The sequence below is a fragment of the Kothea flammea genome (assembly GCF_052161645.1).
Taxonomy (GTDB): Bacteria; Planctomycetota; Planctomycetia; order Pirellulales; family Pirellulaceae; genus Laterigemmans.
The window spans coordinates 3,711,791-3,726,714 of the sequence record NZ_CP197414.1; the positions used below are offsets into that span (position 1 = coordinate 3,711,791).

General features: G+C 54.5%; 16 protein-coding genes and 1 tRNA gene. 9 read left to right on the plus strand and 8 right to left on the minus strand.

The window, feature by feature from the left end; all coding sequences use genetic code 11:
* Positions 1–181: 181 nt before the first annotated feature.
* From SH139x_RS14145 to SH139x_RS14175, 7 genes are all read right to left on the minus strand, one after another.
* Positions 182–1,384, minus strand: a complete 1,203-nt coding sequence (locus tag SH139x_RS14145) for a hypothetical protein (protein WP_488355841.1) — start codon at positions 1,382–1,384, stop codon at positions 182–184.
* 70 nt (positions 1,385–1,454) lie between these two features.
* Positions 1,455–1,910, minus strand: coding sequence for a protein-tyrosine phosphatase family protein (locus SH139x_RS14150; protein WP_488356020.1), 456 nt, complete (start codon positions 1,908–1,910; stop codon positions 1,455–1,457).
* Positions 1,911–2,443: 533 nt separating this feature from the next.
* Complete coding sequence (locus SH139x_RS14155) at positions 2,444–2,743, minus strand: VF530 family protein (protein WP_488355842.1); 300 nt, start codon at positions 2,741–2,743, stop codon at positions 2,444–2,446.
* A gap of 91 nt (positions 2,744–2,834) precedes the next feature.
* Positions 2,835–3,107 carry a hypothetical protein gene (locus SH139x_RS14160; protein ID WP_488355843.1) on the minus strand — a complete coding sequence of 91 codons (273 nt, stop codon included), beginning with the start codon at positions 3,105–3,107 and terminating at the stop codon, positions 2,835–2,837.
* A gap of 373 nt (positions 3,108–3,480) precedes the next feature.
* Positions 3,481–3,553 (minus strand) — tRNA-Asn (locus SH139x_RS14165).
* Positions 3,554–3,878: 325 nt separating this feature from the next.
* A complete protein-coding gene (locus tag SH139x_RS14170; RefSeq protein ID WP_488355844.1) occupies positions 3,879–4,352 on the minus strand; it encodes an ATP-binding protein in 474 nt (157 codons plus the stop codon).
* Between the two features lie 135 nt (positions 4,353–4,487).
* Complete coding sequence (locus tag SH139x_RS14175; protein ID WP_488355845.1) at positions 4,488–4,841, minus strand: STAS domain-containing protein; 354 nt, start codon at positions 4,839–4,841, stop codon at positions 4,488–4,490.
* 359 nt (positions 4,842–5,200) lie between these two features.
* On the opposite strand from SH139x_RS14175, the gene gyrA reads away from it, so the two are divergent.
* From gyrA to SH139x_RS14200, 5 genes are all read left to right on the plus strand, one after another.
* Positions 5,201–8,101 (plus strand): DNA gyrase subunit A, encoded by a 2,901-nt coding sequence (gene gyrA / locus SH139x_RS14180; RefSeq protein ID WP_488355846.1) that lies wholly within the window; start codon positions 5,201–5,203, stop codon positions 8,099–8,101.
* A 64-nt stretch (positions 8,102–8,165) separates the two neighbouring features.
* Complete coding sequence (gene scpB / locus SH139x_RS14185) at positions 8,166–8,948, plus strand: SMC-Scp complex subunit ScpB (RefSeq protein WP_488355847.1); 783 nt, start codon at positions 8,166–8,168, stop codon at positions 8,946–8,948.
* A gap of 157 nt (positions 8,949–9,105) precedes the next feature.
* Positions 9,106–10,278, plus strand: coding sequence for a M20/M25/M40 family metallo-hydrolase (locus SH139x_RS14190; protein WP_488355848.1), 1,173 nt, complete (start codon positions 9,106–9,108; stop codon positions 10,276–10,278).
* Positions 10,268–10,537 (plus strand): (2Fe-2S)-binding protein, encoded by a 270-nt coding sequence (locus tag SH139x_RS14195; RefSeq protein WP_488355849.1) that lies wholly within the window; start codon positions 10,268–10,270, stop codon positions 10,535–10,537. Before SH139x_RS14190 ends, SH139x_RS14195 begins: the two co-directional genes overlap by 11 nt.
* A 123-nt stretch (positions 10,538–10,660) precedes the next feature.
* On the plus strand, positions 10,661–10,963 hold the full coding sequence (locus SH139x_RS14200; protein ID WP_488355850.1) for a hypothetical protein: 303 nt from the start codon (positions 10,661–10,663) through the stop codon (positions 10,961–10,963).
* A gap of 49 nt (positions 10,964–11,012) precedes the next feature.
* Here the strand turns inward: SH139x_RS14200 and SH139x_RS14205 are convergent, their stop codons facing one another.
* Positions 11,013–11,789 (minus strand): 7-carboxy-7-deazaguanine synthase QueE, encoded by a 777-nt coding sequence (locus SH139x_RS14205; RefSeq protein ID WP_488355851.1) that lies wholly within the window; start codon positions 11,787–11,789, stop codon positions 11,013–11,015.
* A gap of 1 nt (position 11,790) precedes the next feature.
* Here SH139x_RS14205 and queF point away from each other — a divergent pair, with 1 nt between their 5' ends.
* The 4 genes from queF to SH139x_RS14225 are packed head-to-tail and all read left to right on the plus strand — an operon-like array spanning position 11,791 to position 14,777.
* A complete protein-coding gene (gene queF, locus SH139x_RS14210) occupies positions 11,791–12,159 on the plus strand; it encodes a preQ(1) synthase (protein WP_488355852.1) in 369 nt (122 codons plus the stop codon).
* 5 nt (positions 12,160–12,164) lie between these two features.
* On the plus strand, positions 12,165–13,175 hold the full coding sequence (locus SH139x_RS14215) for a sugar phosphate isomerase/epimerase family protein (protein ID WP_488355853.1): 1,011 nt from the start codon (positions 12,165–12,167) through the stop codon (positions 13,173–13,175).
* Between the two features lie 43 nt (positions 13,176–13,218).
* Positions 13,219–13,923, plus strand: coding sequence for a hypothetical protein (locus SH139x_RS14220; protein ID WP_488355854.1), 705 nt, complete (start codon positions 13,219–13,221; stop codon positions 13,921–13,923).
* Positions 13,923–14,777, plus strand: a complete 855-nt coding sequence (locus tag SH139x_RS14225; RefSeq protein ID WP_488355855.1) for a sugar phosphate isomerase/epimerase family protein — start codon at positions 13,923–13,925, stop codon at positions 14,775–14,777. The genes SH139x_RS14220 and SH139x_RS14225 overlap by 1 nt, the downstream gene beginning before the upstream one ends.
* Positions 14,778–14,924: the final 147 nt, after the last annotated feature.

The following is a 14,924-nucleotide window of genomic DNA, read 5'->3' on the forward strand; positions in this document are numbered from 1 at the left end:
CGAACTCGATCACCCATCGACGACGGACATGCCGATCTCGATAATTTCGCTTTACTCACCCTTCGGCGGCGGCCCATCCCAACACGTCGACTCCACATCGAACACAAGGATCTCATCTAATTTGCGTGCCATTGTCGGAAGCTTTCCTATATGGAAAATTCAGTTAATGACTGCTGTCGTGTCAATTTCCAAAGAATAACTGGGTCACCTGCATGTTTATGAATTGCGAAAGCCATTTCTCGGGGGTTGCCTCGATCGCACTTTCGTTCAACCATCGATGTAGGGTTGGCAGATGAACAGTATCAGGCGTATTCGCCTTGAGCCAGTATCCGAAGCGAAGCATCTTAAGGTCGCGATCGATGCTTTTTTGAGACGCTTTACACTGAATTTCCAATACTCTCTCCTCATAAATCCGGTTACGCAAGCCTTCGCTGAGTTGCACAGGAATCTTCGATAGTACATCGCAAATTTGTTGCGGAGTGACGCGATCAGGTAATCGAGCTCGAATATCAACGACGTCCAATCCCTTTCCGACACCAACGTCTGGTAGGAGCCCCAAGTCAAGACAAAAATAGAAGGCGGCGGTCTCGACGAGGATCGGATTCATTGACAACCAGACAAGATTTTTTTTCTTGTTTGTCGACCAGTCTTTCGTGAAATTAGATAGCCGCGGTTCGGACTGAAGCTTCTGCCGCCAATCATCACTAGCGTATCGAGAAAGTAAGTCATTGAAATAAAGTCGAACTAGGGCACCAAATGGTTTTTCTTCCCCAGAATGATGCGGCCAATTTTCTGATATTCGAGGCAGGGTTATCGGCTTCATCATCTCAGACAGACCGGGGCCGGTTGGCCCAACGATTCGCCAAATTGGCCGACAGGTGCCACGATTCAAAAACTGGTACACTGATAACGAGTCGATGCTCGTGTGAAGTTTGGATCGGGAAACCTTCGCGATCAGTTTCACCGGCAACGTTTTGAATATGTCAATCGGACCTCCAGCAGAGAACAATTTAAGATTGATTGTCTTTGCTTTTTCGTATGCACCATTCGGGTCATTAGGACGGTGAATGGAAAGTCCAGAGCGACATCCGTCACCCTCTGGCGTCGGGTTAAAAAAGTACAAATCCTCTTTATCAAAAAGAATTAGTATTACGTCTTTTGCATTGTCCGGATGCATGATCCACGCAATGTGGTCGTCGTCACGTCCGGTCACCTTGCCCTCCCATTTCAAGCGTGGTGAGCGGGTTGCAATGCTGGTTTTAGAGGAGTCTGAGTCTCCGTTTCGTTCGTCGTCACTGAAGCCAACATAGAGACCGTGCTCCTCGGCGAGCGAAAGCCAAACGTTCGCTGCCCCAGCTTTATAGAAAAAGTAGTTGATAGCCATTGATTTTGTCGCATGAAGAAGTTTGTTTTGATTTCTATCCAAGGTTCTTTAACAACAAATAATCAGGCAGCTATTCCAACCATGATAAAACATAAGCTTCTTGTTGCTTGTTTTCCGGAGCTTTCCAGGTCGCCCGCTCAACGTCCGCTTGCCGCAAGTGCGTAAGCAAACTCAGCACGTTGCCTGGTGATGCAAGACCATGCCGCTGGAGCCAACAACAGATCGTCGAGCCTGTTCGTCCCATGCCGCCGAAGCAGTGAACGTAAACGGGGCGATTGGCGACCAACGATAAATCGATAGCGTCCAGGATGCATCGCATCCGGTCGACGGATGTGGTTCCACCGTCGGGAATTGGAAAACGCAAGTGAGCGATATGCTCGCCGCAATCACTGGCAAGTCTTCGCAATTCGTCGTCGTACCGAACGAAGGGCACGCCGGAGTTGTTTGTCTCGTTCTCTTTTTGCAAGTTGATGAATGTCCGCATGCCGGCCTCGAACAGCGACTGTATCCGCTCGCGATGATCCACAGGTTCTGGCCGGCCTGGGTAAGCCCCAGCGAGCAGCCAATCATCAACGACCCAATAGGTTCGAGGACATGGTGTCGGTCTTTCTGGCGGCAGAAATTCTGTTGGAATGTGCAAGCGAGGCCTCGGGAAATCAGTGTTAGAATAACGACTTTGCGTCAAGAAGGCACACAAGGAAATCAAAGTGACTTGGTGCAAAAAAACTTGCTGGAATCAATGCAGAATCATCGGCTCAGGTTCGCACAGAACTATCACTGGAAGGCGATTGTATCGTATCTCCGCTCGGTAAACGGCTGGCGTTTGGCCAGTTGGAGACATCGAAATTGTCCGACCTTCGCCCTTTCGTGACGGAGCTCGATATCGAACCAAGCCGCTCAAGCATCCGCGAAATAGTCGCCGACGCTTGGGAAATGCATTCGAACCCGGCCAATGCTGTTGCGTTGTTCCAAGTCGCTTCGCAGTTCAATCTGCTTTAGATGACCGGCCCCACCGTCGCTGAACTCACGCAACGAATGGGCGGCACCCACTGATTTTCGCTACTGCTTGCGTGCGCGATCCCAAACGCTGCCCAGTTCGTTAGCTCCATCGGACGCGGCGTTTTTGCCCTTCCGCTCGTCGTAACTGATCGAGTTCAGGTATAGCCGTTCGACTTTCGCTCTGGCCCATTCAGTCTTGCGAAGGAACTTTAGGCTGCTGTTGATACTCGGCTCGTGGTTGAAGCAGTGGATGTTGATCCGCTCCCCAAGCCGATCCCAACCGTACTCGTCGGCCAAGTATTCCAGCATCGCCTTGAGAGTGACGCCGTGAAGTGGATTGTTGGGCTGGGATTGATTCATTGCGGTGCACCAGCCATCGAACCGACGAGCATGTTGTCAATGCCAACCGTCTCGGATCGACAAAGGCAATCAACGAGTAATTCAGTTTCCGTCACGACGTTTTGCCTGTGGCGGATTCAATTCCATAGCCGGCACGAATGCGTTCTTTTAGCTTTTCTTCGATCTCCGCTTCACTGGCGTCAGGATAACGATTGCGGATTCCCTCGCGAGCAATCGCAAGCGACGCTTCGAATAGGCCAAGGCCAATTTTGAGCCGTTCTTCACCCGTCATTTGGCGGTAGGCCTCCAGTTGAAGCTGGTCAATATCTGCCGCATTGCTCACCGGTCCTTCGAGCGGCGAGCTGGGGGTATGATCGTCCGACATCGCAAACTCCTTGGGGGATCCAAACAAGACGGCCATCGCCAAAGCACCGCCATCGACTCGTGATGTCGTTGTCCCACCCAGAGTCTCGAACTCTCTCTTGGCGGCCGGCCAGAACTCTCTGATTTAGCCATTTGCGTTAACTGGGGTGTCCCCGTTAACCGAGAGAGTTCGAGAGTATTCGTTGTTTGGCTCGGGGTGGCGAGCGGGAAAGGGCTGTTTGGGTCGGTATCCCGTACCGGACAGAGACGAACTATTCCGGCGGCCGATTTTGAAAACGTCGAAAAACACGGGAATTCAAGCAAAAAAGCCGAGACGTGAGTCTCGGCTTTTTGCGATTACCAGGACCGGCCATTTTCGGCCATGTCCAGAAAGGCTCCCCCGGCAGGACTCGAACCTGCGACAAGGCGGTTAACAGCCGCCTGCTCTACCAACTGAGCTACAGGGGAGTAGCTGTGCGCGAAAACTGACCGCTCTCGACACTCGACTAAGTCTAATTTATCTTCGGATCACGGCTCAAGGGGGTTGAGACAATATTTGCGATTTCTTGTCCCCAACCAGACCCGCAGCCAATAAGCCTGCCGACAACCAGCAAACGTGATGCACAATTCACTCATACCCCCCCCGCTCGCCTGCTCTGGAACGAACTAGATGAACCGGAGTGAAATGATGCTGTGTCCTTGCTCGACTCGGACTCGCCCAGGTGCTGCTGGTTCGTCACGCCCCAAGTGTTTCTGACTTGTCGCTTGGTGCTGCTGGGTTCCACTCGGCCCGTCATTCAGCGTCTTGTTCGTCTTCCTCCTCGGGAAACATTGACTTGGTAACTTGCTCTCGCAGTTTCCTCATCGTTACCCGATTGCCCAATTCGTTGTACTCGACTTCCGTCATTAACTCGCGGATCAACATCACGCCACGACCACCGGGAATTTCCAAGCGTTCCTCGTCGCGGGGATCGGGCAGTTCGTCCGGGTCAAACCCGGGCCCCATGTCTTCAATCACGATCTGTACTTGAGCGTTGTCGCAGTGCATTCGCACGTCCACGGTCTTGTCTTCCGCGAACTTATTGCCGTGGCGGATGGCGTTGACAATCGCCTCTTCGTAGGCCAGCTGGACCCTGAAGACGTGATCCGATTGCCAGCCAAAAGATTCCATCGCGGCAACAAGATCATTAATCAAGGCGCTACCGATAGCAGTATCGCTGGGAATCGTGGTTTCGAAGTTCCACGCCTGGGAGCCTTGTTCCGACATTCGTTTCAGACCCCAATTTGAATCGTGCAGGTTCGCGTCAATGACAAGGATTTCCGTTGGCGGACGATCGCTCGAAGACAGACAAGTTACGGGCCGCCGGATCATGTTCCCGACGGAGCAGATTGCCAAAAAGAACTAAAATTTCTTGAGCGAAATCTCTTCGGTTTTATCGATGTCAAACATGCGATCGAGTCTCGTGATCGCGAACACTTCGCGAATCTGCGGGTGCAAATTGCAAATCCGAACTTTGCCCCCCACTTTTTTAACTCGCGAATGCAGGGCGAGCAATTTATTGAGAGCGGCGGACGAGAGAAATTCTACGCCTTCGAAGTTGAGCAATAGCTCATGCTTGTTGTGCTCTTCGACCAACGCGATCAGTTCGGCCCCGAGTTGTTCAATTTCGGAAGCATCGATGATTTTGCGATCAACAAACCGAACGACACTCGCTCGGTCCAAATCTACCACCACTAAACGCTCGGGGCTGGACATGCAACTCTCCGGATACACGATAATGTTCAAAAAACGGTACAAGCCGGTTGATTGGTGAAAAAGCCCATAAATGGCAATCCACTAACCGCAGCTCGTCGCCTCCAAACCCAACTAACAAAGCTAGGCATCCTCTGAGCAACTTCGCTTGCCCCCCGGCCTCTGCCGACTTCGGGGGAGCTGAACCCGCTGCCTAAGCTCCAAAGCGTAATATGTTTGACAGCAAATGACAACTTGGGATCACCCAAGGTTTCCCCGGAGGTCGCCGGGTGGTGGAGCGAGCGGATAAATCGTAGAATTCGGGCTCTGGGTACGAGGTAAAAAGTGCTTTACCTCAGGCTTTCTCCTGCGAGGACGGCTCCTTGTCTACAGACGGTAGTGGAAATGGCGGAAATGGCGGTGGTCCCTCGGGAAACACGCCTTTCGAAGAGAACAATGGCGGGATCGGAGGAGCGGGCGCCCTCCGCTTGATCAATTTACCCATTGAAGAAGAGCTGCGGGAAAGTTACTTAACTTACGCAATGAGCGTAATCGTCAGCCGTGCGCTGCCTGACGTTCGCGACGGCCTCAAGCCCAGCCAGCGGCGAATTTTGGTGGCCATGAACGACCTCAATTTGGGGCCTGGCAGTCGTCGAGTCAAATGCGCCAAGATTTCAGGCGACACTTCGGGAAATTACCACCCTCACGGGGAGAGCGTGATATACCCGACGCTGGTGCGGATGGCCCAAGAGTGGAACATGCGTTCCATATTGATCGACAAGCAGGGTAATTTCGGTTCCATCGCTGGTCTTCCACCGGCTGCGATGCGGTATACCGAAGCTCGTTTGTCGAGCGTGGCCGCCATGATGTTGGACGACCTCAAGTTAGACACGGTCGACTACATTCCCACCTATGACGAGGCCAGGACTGAACCGACAGTTCTACCCAGTCGGTTTCCAAACTTATTGGTTAATGGTGCCAACGGGATTGCCGTGGGGATGGCAACCAGCATCCCTCCTCACAACCCCACGGAAGTCTGCGAAGCGGTGATTCGGGTGGTTGATAACCCGGATATTTCCATGGAAGAGTTGATGGAGATTATTCCCGGCCCTGACTTTCCGACCGGCGGGATTATTTGCGGCCGGGCAGCCATTCGCCGAGGGTATTACACTGGCCGTAGCACGATCGTGGTGAGGGCTCGCTGTACGATTGAGCAGATGAAGGGGAATCGATCACGGATCGTTGTCTCGGAGATTCCTTTCCAGCAGTATCGCGACCGAGTGATCGAGAAAATCGCCGCCTTGGTCAATGGCGATCGCATCAAGGGCATTTCAGGGATCCAGGATGAGAGTGACCTGAACGAGCCGGTGCGGATGGTGATCGACATCAAGCGGGACGCCGATCCCGAGGTGGTGCTGAACCAACTGTATCAGTTTTCTCCGCTACAAGATTCCTTCTCCTTGATCTTGTTGGCGTTGGTCGACGGCAAGCCACGTGAGTTGAATCTGAAGGAAATGATCGTCGAGTTCATTCGCCACCGCGTGACGGTGATTCGGCGAAGGACTCAGTTTCTGTTAGCCAAAGCTCGGCGGCGTAAACATACGGTCGAAGGCTTGTTGCTGGCCCTGGCAAACATTGATGAAATCATTCGCATCATCCGCAGCAGCTCGACCCAAGCCGAGGCCAAAACTCGCTTGATGGATGTCGCCTGTCCCGCTTCGATGATGCAGCGGGCGTTGGGGGACACCGGGTTTGCTCAGTTTGTTGTCGAGCGTGGTGAGGCCGATTCTTATACGTTAACGAGTGTCCAGACCGACGCCATTTTGCGGATGACTTTGGGCCAATTGGTTAATTTGGAACAGCAAAAACTGGCAGACGAACACGCTTCTTTGCTGGAAGAAATCACCGGATACCTCGACATCCTTGGCGATCCTGAGCGAATTTACACAATCATTCGCGAGGATATGGAAGAGGCAAAACGTCGTTTTGGTAGCCCGCGACGGACTGAGATTTCTGGCGAAGAGCTGGGTAACATCGATCTTGAGGATCTGATCACCGAAGAAACGATGGTGGTTTCGATCTCACACCGAGGTTACATCAAACGCATCTCAGCAAGTACCTACCGGGCACAACGGCGCGGTGGCAAGGGGATGAAAGGTGCGAAGGCCGAGGACGAAGATCCGATCGAACACTTGTTCGTAGCCAGCACGCACGCTTACCTGCTGTTTATTACTACCACCGGTAAAGTTTATTGGCAGAAGGTTTATGATTTGCCGCAGCTGGCTCGCGAGGCTCGCGGTCGCGCGATTGTTAATTTGTTGAATTTGGCCGAAGGTGAGCAAATTGCTCAATGTTTAGCCATTCGTGATTTCGATCAACCAGGTCACTTTATTATAATGGCCACCCGCGGTGGGCTGGTGAAAAAGACGACGCTAGAAAGTTATAGCCGTCCCAAACGTGGTGGCATTATTGCCATCAAGTTGCGTGAAGGTGATGAATTGGTCGATGCGGCGGTCGTCGGCCCGGGCAGCGAAGTGGTGTTGGTAACCGGAAAAGGCATGGCAATTCGGTTCCCCGAAAGTGACGCCCGACCGATGGGGCGGAACACTTCCGGAGTGAAAGGAATTAATCTCGGCAAAGACGATCATGTGGTCGGGATGGTTGTCGCCGATCCTGATGCCACGCTGCTGACCGTTTGCGAAAACGGATACGGCAAGCGAACTTACTTTGGCCCCAACGCCGCTGCGGTTGATGATGCCGACGAAGAGGGTGGTGCCGACGCGACTGCGGAATCGGTGGAATCCGCGGAGCCAGCATCTGACGGTGGCGCGGACGAGAGTGGCGAGGAAAGTGCCAACGGTTCGGCACGTTACCGCACTCAACGTCGTGGTGGTAAAGGGCTACGCGACATTCGCACCACGCAGCGGAATGGTCCAGTGATCAGCATTGTGTCGGTTAACGACGATGACGAAGTGTTAATGATGACGGCTAGGGGCAAGATTCAGCGAATCGCCACCAAGGATATCAGCGTGATCGGCCGGAACACGCAAGGTGTGCGAATCATGAGCATGGACGACAGTGATACCTTGATCGCCGCTGTGCGCGTTCCGCCAGAAGACAAAGTTGCCGAAGGAGAGTTAGCGGTTGTTGGCCCGAATGTTGTTGCTCCGAATACTGATGGCGCGGCTGGGATGGCTCACGCTGACGAGCCTGTCGAACCACTGGCTGGGGAGAATGATGATGCCTCGGCTGGCGATTCAACGGACGATAGTTCAAACGAATAAAAGTTCAAAAGAATAAATTGCCACGCAGCTGATTTCCTGCTTGTTTGCTGCCAAGGATCATTTCATGAGCGCCGAGGAAGAGCTGCCCGAGGAGGCTGAAAGCGAGGAAGAAGGATACTCGCTGGAGGATCTCGGCGCGGCTTATGCGCGGGCGATGGTCGAGTCGGGGTTACTGCCGGAGTCACCCGAGCAACCGGAGTCAGAGCGGGGTGAAGCGGGGCAGGGGGATGACGATGACTTTGAACAATCAACCGCATCGCGGGAGCCTGCTGTGGGGATTGCCTCCGAGCTCGGCACCGATGGAAACGTGACTCCGCAAGCGATCGTCGAAGCGGCTTTGTTTGTTGGTCACCCGGACAACGAGTTATTAACTGCCGCGCAGATCGCCCGCACAATGCGAGGCGTTTCCGCCGCTGAGGTCGAAGAGCTGGTCGATGTGTTGAATGTCGAATACGAGCAAGCCGGCCATGCTTATCGAATTTGGCGTCGCGAGGGGGGCGGATTGCTGCTGGGATTAGCCGATGCGATGCGTCCGATTCGTGATGCTTTCTATGGTAAGATTCGTGAAACCCGCTTGACGCAAGCGGCGATCGACGTGCTAGCACTGGTGGCTTATCAGCCCGGAGTAACGTCTGTTCAAATCACCGATCAGCGCAGCAAAGATTCAGCCGCGGTGATCAACCAGATGGTGCGTCGTGAGCTGTTGGAAGTGCGACGAGAGGATCGCGGGGCGGGCAAACCTGTGGCTTGTTATTATCCCACGACGCGATTGCTGAATTTACTGGGCGTTAGTAGTTTGGACGATTTGCCGTTAGTCGATGAGGCCGATATTGCTCCGCAAGTGTAGTTTTTTCGTGGAATCAACCTGAGAATCAGATCAACCTGAGAATCAGCGACTTGCGAAGTGAAGTTCGGGGGAGGCGTCTCGGTTTGATTTGAAAGATTTTAATTTGAATCATTGAGCTCACGAAGTGGGGTACTAGTTATGAAGGCGGAACACAGCGATGCAAATTGATTCGGAACAGGCAATTGAGCGGGTGATGAAGTTGATGGCGATTCCGGGCAAAAGTTGTCAGGAAGGTTTAATTTCTGAGGCGGTTGTTGGAGAATTAAGAGCCGCCGGGGTGCCAGCCGACGACATTCTGCTCGATGACGCACACACGCGAACAAATTTACCTGGCGAAGTGGGCAATTTGATTGTTCGCATCCCGGGGACGAAACCGGGCCCCACAGTGCTGTTGTCCGCCCATCTGGACACCGTCCCGATTTGCGTTGGCTGTCAGCCTGTCCGCGAGGGCGAGCATGTTCGCTCGGCCGATCCGTCGACTGGACTGGGAGCCGATAACCGGGCTGGTGTCGCGGCTATTTTGACTGCGGCGTTAGAATTGCTGAAATCAGACCGGCCTTACTCGCCGCTGGTGTTGTGTTTTTTCGTACAGGAAGAGATCGGTTTACAAGGCTCTCGCAATCTTGACCCTCAGGTCCTGGGACCGATCGACTTAGCCTTGAACTTTGATGGTGGTACCGTCGACAAATTGGTTGTGGGCGCGACGGGCGGCGAGCGGATGCGGATCAACATATCCGGCAAGGCATCACACGCTGGCATTGCCCCGGAGGAGGGCGTCAACGCTGGCACGATTGCCTCCTTGGCGATCGCCAGTTTGTATCGCGACGGCTGGCTGGGGCGAGTTGAGCGGGGTGGCGGGATGGGCACTTCCAATGTGGGAGTCATTAGCGGTGGTGAAGCGACCAACGTAGTGTTGCCCGAGCTGCTCGTGCGAGCCGAGGCGCGGAGCCATGACAGCGACATGCGAACGCGGATTGTGGAAGCCTTTCGGGCTGCCTTTGCGACGGCGGCTGAGGAGGTCAAGTCGCCTCAAGGTGTGGTGGGCTCGGTGCAGTTCAGTTCGCAATTGGATTATGACTCGTTTCGTTTGCCGGACGACTCGGCCAGCGTGCTGGCAGCGAAGGCAGCAGTCACCCAGTTGGGTCGCGAGCCGGTGTCGGCGATGGCTGGCGGCGGAGTCGATGCCAACTGGTTGTATCGGCACGGCATTCATGCAGTAACGCTGGGTTGTGGTCAGCGAGACGTGCACACCACGGCGGAGCGGTTGAATCTGCAGGATTACTTGGACGCTTGTCGGATTGCCATGTCGGTGGCCGAAAATGAGTTCTGATGCGGATCGCGAATTGTGTCTTTGTTTTCATGTGACCCGGCGGAAGGTGGAGAATTTCATCCGCGTAGAACGTCCTCGAGTAGCCAGTCAGATCAGTGAGTGTGGTGGTGCGGGGACAGGCTGCGGTTGGTGCCGTCCGATACTGGAGCGTTTGTTGGCGGAATTTCGTGGTGAGCGGGTCAAGAGCGACCTGCCGGATGAGGCTAGTTATCGGGCTGGACGGCAAAGTCACCTGCTTGAACAGAAAAAAGAGGGTTAGCGGGGGAGAAAGGCGAAACCGCAGTCGCTGGTGTGGTGGTCAGGGGGAGGGAGACGCGATAGAATGTCAGCGTAGCGTTATTTCGTCAACGACTTTCCTTATTACTATTGGTCGCAAGTATCCATGGCTCGTCGCGTCGTCAATCGCAAGGAACTCCGTGCCGAAGCGGAGGCCGCTGAGGCGTTAGCCGCCTCGCCCAAGAAGAAGGCGGCGAGAAAGACTCCCACCAAACGCAAACCCAAAGTGGCGGTGGATGTCCGCATGAAGCTCTACTGGGGTGTCTTTAGTCAAAACCTCAAGCGAGTTTCCGTCTTTGAGTTTGACCAAAAAGACGAAGCTGACAAGAAAGCGGAAGAATTGAGCAAGGGTGGCAAGTCGCCGCACTTTGTCCAGCGAGTCAAGGAAGAAGTCGTCGAAACAGAATAGACGTTTTGACGTTAGCATTCCGCGAGTCGCGGCGAACAGGCCAAGCAACTCAGGTTCCTCGTTTCGCGCCGTACCATTTGAGGTGCGCTCGATCGCAGAAATGGAACCCTTGAGTTTTACTCCATTGGCTGACCCAATCACTTTTCTCCGCTAGCTGTTCAGGCGTGATCGCTTGGGGCATAATCCAGACATGGTCTGCGGGGACATTCAACTCCGTTACGGCCGTGAGAATCTCTGGTTGCTCGTCCGGATGATCGATCACAAATTTGACCTGATAATTGACAGCTTGGGCAATCAATTTGGCGATGACTTCGGGTTGCCAACGACGTCGATGGTGTGCTGCGATCCAACGTTCGGCCATCACCGGAACATGTTTGGTAAAGTGTTGGAGGCTTGGGGCACTACGACTCAGCTTGGGACTGAGGGAGAGTAGATCGCACCGCACGGGTCGATCGATGGTACCGGCAGTTTCGATCGTCAAGTGCAAGCCGGCTTCCTGAATCTGTTGACAGAGGGCTACAACTTGAAGGGGCAGCAGCGGTTCGCCGCCGGTCAGCACCACATGTTTTGGGCCCGCCTGTTTTACCCAAGAGACCACCTCGTCCATGCTTTGAAAGCTGCCATCGGGGTTCCATGAAGCGTAAGGTGTATCGCAAAACCAACAGCGTAGATTACAGCCATCGAGGCGAATGAAACTGCTGGTTGTGCCGGTCAGTGAACCTTCCCCTTGCCGACTAACGAAACACTCGCTAACACGCAGCCGCGTGGGGCCACGCGCTGCGGATTCGGCCTGCGACAATTTTGTATCCAACGACGGAATATTCATCGTGAGCAATGATTATAAAACGATTCTTGAGACGTTCGAAAACCCGGTGCCGGGCCGCCAATATACAATCGAGCACAACGCGCCCGAGTTTACCTCGGTTTGCCCGAAAACGGGTCAGCCAGACTTTGGCACCATTGTATTTCGCTACGTGCCGGGGGAAAAATGCGTCGAGCTAAAGAGTTTAAAGATGTACCTTCAGGCGTATCGCGGTGAAGGCATCTTCTACGAGCAGGTGACTAACCGCATCATGGACGACTTTGTCGCAGTCGTCCAGCCAAGGTCCGCCACGATCGAGAGTCGTTGGACACCGCGAGGTGGATTGCACAGCGTGATTACTGTTCATTACCCGGAACCCCCAACCCTTGATTGAATTCCATGTCAGCAGCAAGTCCCACGGTAATTTTGTCTGGATTCGCCGATGAATCGGCCAATGACAAGCGGGCGGAATTGCAATTTGCCGCGTTCGCCGCTGTTGGTCTGCGGTATTATTCGATTCGCTTCATCGATGTCGGTAACGGCATTAAAAACGTCATGGCTTTGACCGATGACGAAATCGAGCAAGTCAAGAAGTTGCAATCCGAATATGGCTTGAGTGTCAGTTCGATTGGATCTCCGATCGGCAAGGTCAAACTTTGCGATGTGGATGACGGTACGCAGAATCGCTACGTGCCTTTTTCCCAGTATTTGCAGCAAGATGTGGTTACGGCCTGCGATCGCGCCGAAGCACTCGGCAGCAAGCTGCTGCGGGGGTTCGCCTTTTATCACCCTAAGGGAACCAATCCGCGAGACCATCTCGATCAAGTTTGCGATCAGTTGGGGCAGATTGCCGAAGTCTGCGAGAAAAGGGGTTTAACTTTCGGGCTGGAAGTCGAAGCAAACCTAGTCGGCCAGACCGGTGAGTTGTTAGCAGAGTTGCATCAACGCGTAAATCATCCCGCGATGTTGACCATTTTTGACGCCGCCAACATTGTGACGCAAGGTTTCTCCGCTGACGAAACTTACAGCCAATACTTGGCGATGAAGAACGGCCTGGGATGGTTGCACATCAAGGATTACCACGACCCCAACCCGCGTGGTCGCGTGGAGCATGTGGACGAGGCTTCGCTGGAGCATTTCGTCCCGGCCGACGAAGGAGATAGTGGCCACGAGGCAATTTTGCGGGATTTCCGTGACTTCTTGCCCGAGTTGGAACAACGGATGCGGGCCCGCGACGTCCCCGGCGTGTTCTTGGACTTAGAGCCGCACGTTAAGGGCGGCGGCCAGTTCGGCGGATTTAGCGGGCCCGATGGTTTTGGCGTTGCCCTGCGCGGTCTCTGCCGCGTTTTGGACTACGTCGGGATCGATTACCAGTTGCGCAACATGGACGACATCCGCGCGGCGCGATAAGCGGCCTCGTTTCCCTCAGGCCGGCGAACAGCGAGCACTCGGTTTGAACTATCTGGCACACGCGTTGGCCGATCTCGATTCGCCCTACTGGGTGGCGGGGACTTCGACGCCCGACTGGCTTTCGGTTGTCGATCGTCGCGTGCGTGCCCGCTCACAGGGTGCTGAGGGCTTGCTGACAGCCCAGGACGAGCGCGTGCGAGAGTTGGCACGCGGTGTCATCCAGCATCACCACGACGATCGCTGGTTCCACGGCACGCTGGCGTTTGCCGAACTGAATTTAGAATTCGCGGTGGAGCTTCGTGACTTGCTGGCCAATGACGCGGGCTTTCGGCCAAGCTTTCTAGGGCACATTTTGGTGGAGATTTTGCTCGACGCGGAGCTGATCCGCGGGGACTGCAGCTTGGCTGAACGTTATTACCGCTCGCTTTCCGCGGCGTGCCCCGAGTTCGTTTCCGAGACGGTGATGACCATCATTGGTCGTTCCCGGAGAGCTACCAGCCGAGCCCCGCAAGAGCTCACCGGCGAACGCATTCGCACGCTGGTCCCCCACTTTATTGCTGCCCAGTTCTTGTATGATTACCTCGCTGGCGACACACTTCTGTTTCGGCTCAACCAAGTCATGGCGCGGGTAAAGTTGCCCGCTTTACCACAAACGCTGGTACCTTGGTTAGAATCTGCCCGCAGACGTGTCGGTTTGCGAGTCGATGCGTTACTGACTCCCCCCAACTCCGATGAGAGACCAAACTAATGAAGTACGGCATGAACTTGTTGCTCTGGACTGGAGAGCTGTCGGACACGTTGCAGCCAGTGCTGGAGCGGCTCAAGGCTGTTGGCTACGACGGCATTGAAATCCCGATTTTCAACCTTGATTTGGACTATGCTGGCTGGGGCAAACGACTGGACGACCTGGGCTTGGAACGCACCGCCGTGACCGTTCGCAATGCCGAGGACAACCCGATCTCGCCGGACGCGGCCGTGCGTGCCAAGGGAGTTGAGTTAAACAAACGCACGTTGGATTGTTGTGCGGCCGCCGGTGTGCAAACGTTGGTCGGGCCTTATCACTCGGCTCTGGGTGAATTCAGCGGTCAAGGCCGAACCGATGACGAGTGGAAATGGGGCGTCGACAGCATGCGAGAGGTGGCTGAGTACGCCGGGCAAGTCGGTGTGAAGTTGGCCGTCGAATGTCTCAATCGGTTTGAGTGCTATTTTCTCAACACGCATGCCGACTCCACTAAATTTGTGCGCGAAGTCGATCATCCCGCCTGCGGAATGATGTACGACACGTTCCACAGCAACATCGAGGAGAAAGATATTCAAGCGGCCATCCGCGCTGGTGGCGACAAGCTGTTTCATATCCACATCAGCGAGAACGACCGTAGCACACCGGGGCAGGGTAACATCCGCTGGCAAGAGACTTTCGACACCATCAGTGGAATCGGGTATGACGGCTGGTTGATGATTGAAGCCTTTGGTTTGGCCCTGCCCGAGCTGGCCGCGGCCACAAAAATTTGGCGGCGGATGTTCGACGATGAAATGGAATTGGCCAAAGCGGGTCTCGGCTTTATGCGTCAGCAAATGGAAATGCGAACGTCGCATGGCTGAGCGAGCTATACATCACTTGGTCAGCACCACCAAGTAAAAAAAACCGGCCGTGCTCGGTGTTACCAAGCACGGCCGGAAAACATTAACCTCCGATCGCAGGCGGCAAAAGCGGAGCCGCTGGGAGAAAGACGCGGACCGGGCGTGCTA

What these genes read in the sequence shown, in the direction of transcription:
- SH139x_RS14145 (WP_488355841.1), bottom strand. Translation starts at nt 1,384, where the DNA reads ATGGCTATCAACTACTTTTTCTATAAAGCTGGGGCAGCGAACGTTTGG.
- SH139x_RS14155 (WP_488355842.1), bottom strand. Translation starts at nt 2,743, where the DNA reads ATGAATCAATCCCAGCCCAACAATCCACTTCACGGCGTCACTCTCAAG.
- SH139x_RS14160 (WP_488355843.1), bottom strand. Translation starts at nt 3,107, where the DNA reads ATGTCGGACGATCATACCCCCAGCTCGCCGCTCGAAGGACCGGTGAGC.
- SH139x_RS14170 (WP_488355844.1), bottom strand. Translation starts at nt 4,352, where the DNA reads ATGTCGGAACAAGGCTCCCAGGCGTGGAACTTCGAAACCACGATTCCC.
- SH139x_RS14175 (WP_488355845.1), bottom strand. Translation starts at nt 4,841, where the DNA reads ATGTCCAGCCCCGAGCGTTTAGTGGTGGTAGATTTGGACCGAGCGAGT.
- scpB (WP_488355847.1), top strand. Translation starts at nt 8,166, where the DNA reads ATGAGCGCCGAGGAAGAGCTGCCCGAGGAGGCTGAAAGCGAGGAAGAA.
- SH139x_RS14190 (WP_488355848.1), top strand. Translation starts at nt 9,106, where the DNA reads ATGCAAATTGATTCGGAACAGGCAATTGAGCGGGTGATGAAGTTGATG.
- SH139x_RS14195 (WP_488355849.1), top strand. Translation starts at nt 10,268, where the DNA reads ATGAGTTCTGATGCGGATCGCGAATTGTGTCTTTGTTTTCATGTGACC.
- SH139x_RS14200 (WP_488355850.1), top strand. Translation starts at nt 10,661, where the DNA reads ATGGCTCGTCGCGTCGTCAATCGCAAGGAACTCCGTGCCGAAGCGGAG.
- SH139x_RS14205 (WP_488355851.1), bottom strand. Translation starts at nt 11,789, where the DNA reads ATGAATATTCCGTCGTTGGATACAAAATTGTCGCAGGCCGAATCCGCA.
- SH139x_RS14215 (WP_488355853.1), top strand. Translation starts at nt 12,165, where the DNA reads ATGTCAGCAGCAAGTCCCACGGTAATTTTGTCTGGATTCGCCGATGAA.
- SH139x_RS14225 (WP_488355855.1), top strand. Translation starts at nt 13,923, where the DNA reads ATGAAGTACGGCATGAACTTGTTGCTCTGGACTGGAGAGCTGTCGGAC.